The sequence below is a fragment of the Micromonospora sp. NPDC049089 genome, from assembly GCF_040648775.1.
Lineage (GTDB): Bacteria > Actinomycetota > Actinomycetes > Mycobacteriales > Micromonosporaceae > Micromonospora.
Genome location: NZ_JBEZEH010000300.1, coordinates 1 through 5,923 on the forward strand (window position 1 = coordinate 1; position 5,923 = coordinate 5,923).

A 5,923-nucleotide genomic window follows, 5' to 3' on the forward strand; every position below is an offset into this window, starting at 1 on the left:
ATGTGGGACGTGGCCAAGCAGATCATTCACAAGCTGGTCGATGACCTGGACGGCGCCCGCCCCCCCCCCCCCCCCGGGCGGGGGCACCCGGTCCGGGCGTCCCGGCGCAACGCCGCGCCGGCCGTCCAACCCGTCCCACCCAGCACCGTCCCCCACCTGTCGCGGAACGACGGGCGTACCCCTGCACCCGTCGCCGGGCAACGCACCCACACCCACCCCCGAAAGAGGTGTAGCGACCCCATGTCCAGTAACGGCACCAGACGAGGCACGCCGCCAACCGGCGCGCACAATCCCGTCTCCCGCACGGGCCACCGACGGCTGCTCGCCGGCGTACTCGCCGGCGTGCTCCTCGCCACCGCCCCGGTCGTCACCCCCATGGCGAGCGCGGCACCGGCGGCCGACCCGTCCGCAGCCGCCGCCCGCGTGGCCATGCTCGCCGGGCTCTCCGCCACCATGACCGCCAGCAGCTACAACCAGAACTACGTGGCGGGCAACGCCAACGACGGCAACGCGTCGACCTACTGGGAGAGCGCCAACAACGCGTTCCCGCAGTGGATCCAGGCCGACCTGGGCGCCACTGTCAGCGTGGACCGGGTGGTGCTCAAGCTGCCACCCGCGTCGGACTGGCAGACCCGTACGCAGACGCTGTCGATCCTGGGCTCGACGAACGGTTCGTCCTTCACCACCCTGAAGGCGTCCGCCGGCTACACCTTCAACCCGAGCAGCGGCAACACCGCGACCGTCAGCTTCACCGCCGCCAGCACCCGCTACGTACGCGTGGAGGTCACCGGCAACACCGGTTGGCCGGCCGCCCAGCTGTCCGAGGTCGAGGTGTACGGCGCGACCGGCAGCACCGACACCCAGGCTCCCAGCGTGCCGGGCAACCTGGCCTACACCCAGCCGGCCAGCGGGCAGATCCGGCTCGCCTGGTCGGCGTCGACCGACAACGTCGGGGTGACCGGCTACGACGTCTACGCCAACGGTGCGCTGCGCGGCAGCGTCAGCGGTTCGACGCTCACGTACACCGACAGCCAGGCGGACAGCGCCACGGTGTCGTACTACGTGCGGGCCAAGGACGCCGCCGGCAACCAGTCGGCGAACAGCAACACCGTGACCCGGACCGGCACCGGCAACCCGCCGACCGGCTCCAACCTGGCGATCGGCAAGCCGATCAGCGCCTCCGGGTTCGTGCACACGTTCGTGGCCGCCAACGCCAACGACAACAACGTGGCCACCTACTGGGAGGGCAACGGCAACCCGAGCACGCTGACCGTGCAGCTCGGCGCGAACGCCACCCTCAGCCAGGTCGTCGTGAAGCTCAACCCGGACTCGGCGTGGGGCGCGCGTACCCAGAACATCACTGTGCTCGGCCGGGACCAGGGCTCGTCGAGCTTCACCACCCTGGTCGGCGCGGCGAACTACAGCTTCAACCCGGGCAGCGGCAACACGGTGACCATCCCGGTCTCCGGCGCGGCGGCCGACGTACGGCTCTCGATCGCCTCGAACACCGGTGCCCCGGCCGGTCAGGTGGCCGAGTTCCAGGTCTTCGGCACCCCGGCCCCGAACCCGGACCTGACCGTGACCGGCATGTCGTTCAGCCCGTCCGCACCAGTGGAGACCAGCACCATCACGCTCTCCGCGACGGTACGTAACGCGGGCTCGGCGGCCTCCGGCGCGACCAACGTCAACTTCTACCTGGGCTCCACCCGGGTGGGCACGGCCTCGGTCGGCGGTCTCGCTGCCGGTGCCTCGACCACTGTCAGCGCCAGCATCGGCACCCGGGACTCGGGCAGCTACCCGCTCAGCGCCAAGGTCGACGAGTCGAACACCGTCGTCGAGCAGGACGACACCAACAACAGCTACACCAACCCCAGCCCGCTGGTCGTCGCCGCGGTCGCCAGCTCCGACCTCGTCGCCTCGGCGGTCGCCTGGTCGCCCGGCAACCCGTCGGCGGGCAACACGGTGACCTTCTCCGTGTCCGTCCGCAACGCCGGCAACCAGGCTTCCGCCTCCGGTGCGCACGGCATCACCCTGACCGTGCTCAACGAGTCCGGCACCGTGGTCCGTACCCTGACCGGCTCCTACTCCGGCGTGATCAACGCCGGTGCCACGGTCGGCCCGATCAGCCTGGGCACCTGGACCGCCGCGAACGGCAAGTACACCGTCCGGGTGGTGCTCGCCGTGGACGGCAACGAGCTGCCGGTGAAGCAGGTCAACAACACCAGTGACCGGCCGCTCTTCGTCGGTCGCGGTGCCAACATGCCGTACGACATGTACGAGGCCGAGGACGGCGTCGTCGGCGGCGGCGCGGCGGTCGTCGGGCCGAACCGGGAGATCGGCGACCTGGCCGGCGAGGCGTCCGGCCGGCGGGCGGTGACCCTCAACTCGACCGGCAGCTACGTCGAGTTCACCACCCGAGCCAGCACCAACACGCTGGTCACCCGCTTCTCCATCCCGGATGCGCCGGGCGGCGGTGGAATCAACTCGACAGTGAACGTCTACGTCAACGGCGCCTTCCACAAGGCCATCGACCTGACATCCCGGTACGCCTGGCTCTACGGCAGCGAGGCCAGCCCGGGCAACTCGCCGAGCGCGGGCGGACCGCGGCACATCTACGACGAAGCCAACGTCATGCTCAACTCCACCGTCCCGGCCGGCAGCAAGATCCGTCTTCAGAAGGACCCGGCCAACACCACCACGTACGCCATCGACTTCATCAACACCGAGCAGGTGGCGCCGATCGCCAACCCGGACCCGGCGCGCTACACCACGCCGACCGGCTTCACCCACCAGGACGTGCAGAACGCCCTGGACCGGGTGCGGATGGACACCACCGGCAACCTGGTCGGGGTGTACCTGCCGGCTGGTAACTACTCCACCTCGTCCAAGTTCCAGGTGTACGGCAAGGCCGTCCAGGTGACCGGCGCCGGCCCCTGGTACACCCGGTTCAACGCTCCGTCGGGCCAGGACAACACCGACATCGGCTTCCGGGCCGAGAACTCGGCGGCGAACTCCTCCTTCAAGAACTTCGCCTACTTCGGCAACTACACCTCCCGGATCGACGGTCCGGGCAAGGTGTTCGACTTCGCCAACGTGTCGAACATCGTGATCGACAACATTTGGAACGAGCACATGGTGTGCCTCTACTGGGGCGCGAACACCGACTACATGACGATCAAGAACTCCCGGATCCGGAACATGTTCGCCGACGGCATCAACATGACCAACGGGAGCACCAACAACCTGGTCAGCAACAACGACGCCCGGGCTACCGGCGACGACAGCTTCGCGCTGTTCTCGGCCATCGACGCGGGCGGCGCCGACATGAAGGACAACATCTACGAGAACCTGACCTCGACCCTGACCTGGCGGGCCGCCGGTGTCGCCGTGTACGGCGGTTACGGCAATACGTTCCGCAACATCTACATCGCGGACACCCTGGTCTACTCGGGCATCACCATCAGCTCGCTCGACTTCGGCTACCCGATGAACGGCTTCGGTGCCAACCCGCCGACCCGGTTCGAGAACATCTCGATCGTGCGGGCCGGTGGGCACTTCTGGGGTGGGCAGACCTTCCCGGCGATCTGGGTCTTCTCCGCCTCGAAGGTGTTCCAGGGCATCCGGGTCAGCGACGTCGACATCATCGATCCGACCTACAGCGGCATCATGTTCCAGACCAACTACGTCGGTGGGCAGCCGCAGAACCCGATCACCGACACGGTCTTCACGAACGTCTCGATCAGCGGTGCCCGGAAGAGCGGGGACGCCTACGACGCGAAGTCCGGCTTCGCCATCTGGGCGAACCCCATGCCGGAGGCGGGGCAGGGGCCGGCCGTCGGGTCGGTCACCTTCAACAACCTGCGGCTGAGCAACAACGCCGTGGACATCCAGAACCCCACGACGACCTTCACCATCAACCGCAACTGATTCACCCGGTAGCCGACGCCGTCGGGGGGACCCACCCTCCCGGCGGCGTCGCGCCGTGTCGGCCCTCGCCCGCGGCGAACCGGGCCGCGCCGACCGCCGCGTCAGTGGCCAGCGAATCCATCCCGTACGCCAACTCGGTCGCCAGCGCCTCCGGCTCGGGTCGTCCCGTACCGGCCAGCAGCGCGGCGCGGTCGTTGCGCAGGCAGGTCTGCGGATGCCGGGCGATCGCCGCCGCCAACTCCTCGGCCGCGGCCCGCGCCTGGCCGGGTGGCACCAACCGATTGACCAACCCCATCGAGTACGCCTCGTCGGCCGGCACCGGCCGGCCGGTGAGGATCAGGTCCATGGCCCGACTCTCGCCGATCAACCGGGGCAGCCGGACGGTGCCACCGTCGATCAGCGGCACTCCCCAGCGGCGGCAGAAGACCCCGAGTGTCGCGTCGGACTCGGCGACCCGCAGGTCACACCAGAGCGCCAGTTCGAGCCCGCCCGCCACCGCGTACCCGGAGATCGCCGCGATCACCGGTTTGCTGAGCGTCATCCGGGTCGGACCCATCGGGCCGTCCCCCTCGGGCTCGACCCGGTTGCCGCTCGGTGTGCCGATCGCCTTGAGGTCGGCGCCGGCGCAGAACGTCCCACCGGCGCCCCAGAGCACTGCCACCAACGCGTCCGGATCAGCCTCGAAGGCCCGAAACGCGTCCGCCAGCGCCCGAGCAGTAGGACCGTCCACGGCGTTCCGCGCGTCCGCCCGGTCCAGCACCACAGTGGTGACCGCCCCGACCCGCTCCACCCGTACACCCATCCCGCCAGCATGCCGGCCCGGCCCCACCCCCACAATCCCCGTCGATCTTGCACTTTGGGTTGCCGATTCGCCCCCTGTGACCAGGATTTTGTGAGCACAAACTGCAAGATCGGCGGCCTGGGTGATGCGGCAGGTTTGTCGCCGCTGGCCGGTTTGCGACGGCGAACGCCGGGAAGTCGGTACTCGTGCGAGCACTTTTGACGAAAGTTGAGCAGGATTCCCGGCTGGACCGTGCGGGTGACCGGTTGCAGAAGGTCGTCCTGGGGACGCTACGTCCACGTCGGCTGCGCGACCTGCTGCACGGGGTGACCCTCGGGCATCCGCTGCACCCGGCGATGGTGCAGGTCCCGGTCGGCGCGTGGATCAGCGCCGCGGTGCTGGACCTCATGCCCGGGCAGCGCCGGCCCGCCACGGTGCTGGTCGGGCTGGGCACCGTCAGCGCGCTGCCGGCGGCCGTCGCCGGTCTGAACGACTGGGCGGCACTCGCCCGGGACCAGCGCCGGGTCGGCCTGGTGCACGCCGCCGCCAACACCGTCGGCATGACGCTCTACGCCGGCTCGCTGGCCGCCCGGCTGTCCGGCCGCCACGGAATGGGTCGCGCCCTCGGCTTCCTCGGGCTCTCCACGGTGAGCCTCGGCGCGTACATCGGGGGTCACCTGGCGTACAAGCAGGGGGCGCAGGTCAACCAGAGCGTCTCCGAGCTGCACCGGATGACCGATGGCTGGCACTCGCTGGCCGACATGGCGACGCTGCCGCAACGCACCCTGATCACCCGAGAGGTGGACGACGACATCTCAGTGATCCTCTACCGGCACGGTGACGAGGTGACAGTGATGTTGGAGCGCTGCCCGCACCAGAGCGGGCCGCTCGGCGAGGGTGAAGTGCAGGAGATCGACGGCCACGCCTGCGTGGTCTGCCCGTGGCACGGCAGCGCCTTCCGGCTCAACGGCGGCGAGGTCGTACAGGGGCCCTCCGGCAACGACCAGCAGATCCTGCCCACCCGAATCCAGAACGGCGTGCTCCAGACCCGCCTGCCCTGACCCGCCAGTGCTGGCCCGATCCGCGCTGGCCCGCCCGCGCCGTGGCCCGGTCCGGGCGCCTCCGGCGTCGGGAGGCCTCACCTCACGCAGATGCTCCGCGCCCCAAGGCGGTAACTCCTCCGACACTGATGTCTGTGAGTCATCATGATGACTC

Annotated in this window: 3 protein-coding genes; 2 read left to right on the forward strand and 1 reads right to left on the reverse strand. The window is 69.5% G+C overall.

Features of this window, described 5'->3' with window-relative positions; genetic code table 11:
- Window positions 1–240 precede the first annotated feature (240 nt).
- Window positions 241–3,927, forward strand: a complete 3,687-nt coding sequence (locus AB0B48_RS31450) for a discoidin domain-containing protein (RefSeq protein ID WP_357207947.1) — start codon at window positions 241–243, stop codon at window positions 3,925–3,927.
- Window position 3,928: 1 nt separating this feature from the next.
- On the opposite strand, the gene AB0B48_RS31455 is transcribed toward AB0B48_RS31450, so the two are convergent.
- Window positions 3,929–4,729: a crotonase/enoyl-CoA hydratase family protein gene (locus tag AB0B48_RS31455; protein ID WP_357207950.1), complete on the reverse strand. Its 801-nt coding sequence runs from the start codon at window positions 4,727–4,729 to the stop codon at window positions 3,929–3,931.
- Window positions 4,730–4,914: 185 nt separating this feature from the next.
- On the opposite strand from AB0B48_RS31455, the gene AB0B48_RS31460 reads away from it, so the two are divergent.
- Entirely contained in the window at window positions 4,915–5,769 is an 855-nt protein-coding gene (locus AB0B48_RS31460; protein ID WP_328651462.1) for a Rieske 2Fe-2S domain-containing protein, read from the forward strand.
- Window positions 5,770–5,923 lie beyond the last annotated feature (154 nt).

Bases quoted from the DNA above. Each gene is read 5' to 3' on its own strand.
- AB0B48_RS31450 (WP_357207947.1), top strand. From the start codon at position 241: ATGTCCAGTAACGGCACCAGACGAGGCACGCCGCCAACCGGCGCGCAC.
- AB0B48_RS31455 (WP_357207950.1), bottom strand. From the start codon at position 4,729: ATGGGTGTACGGGTGGAGCGGGTCGGGGCGGTCACCACTGTGGTGCTG.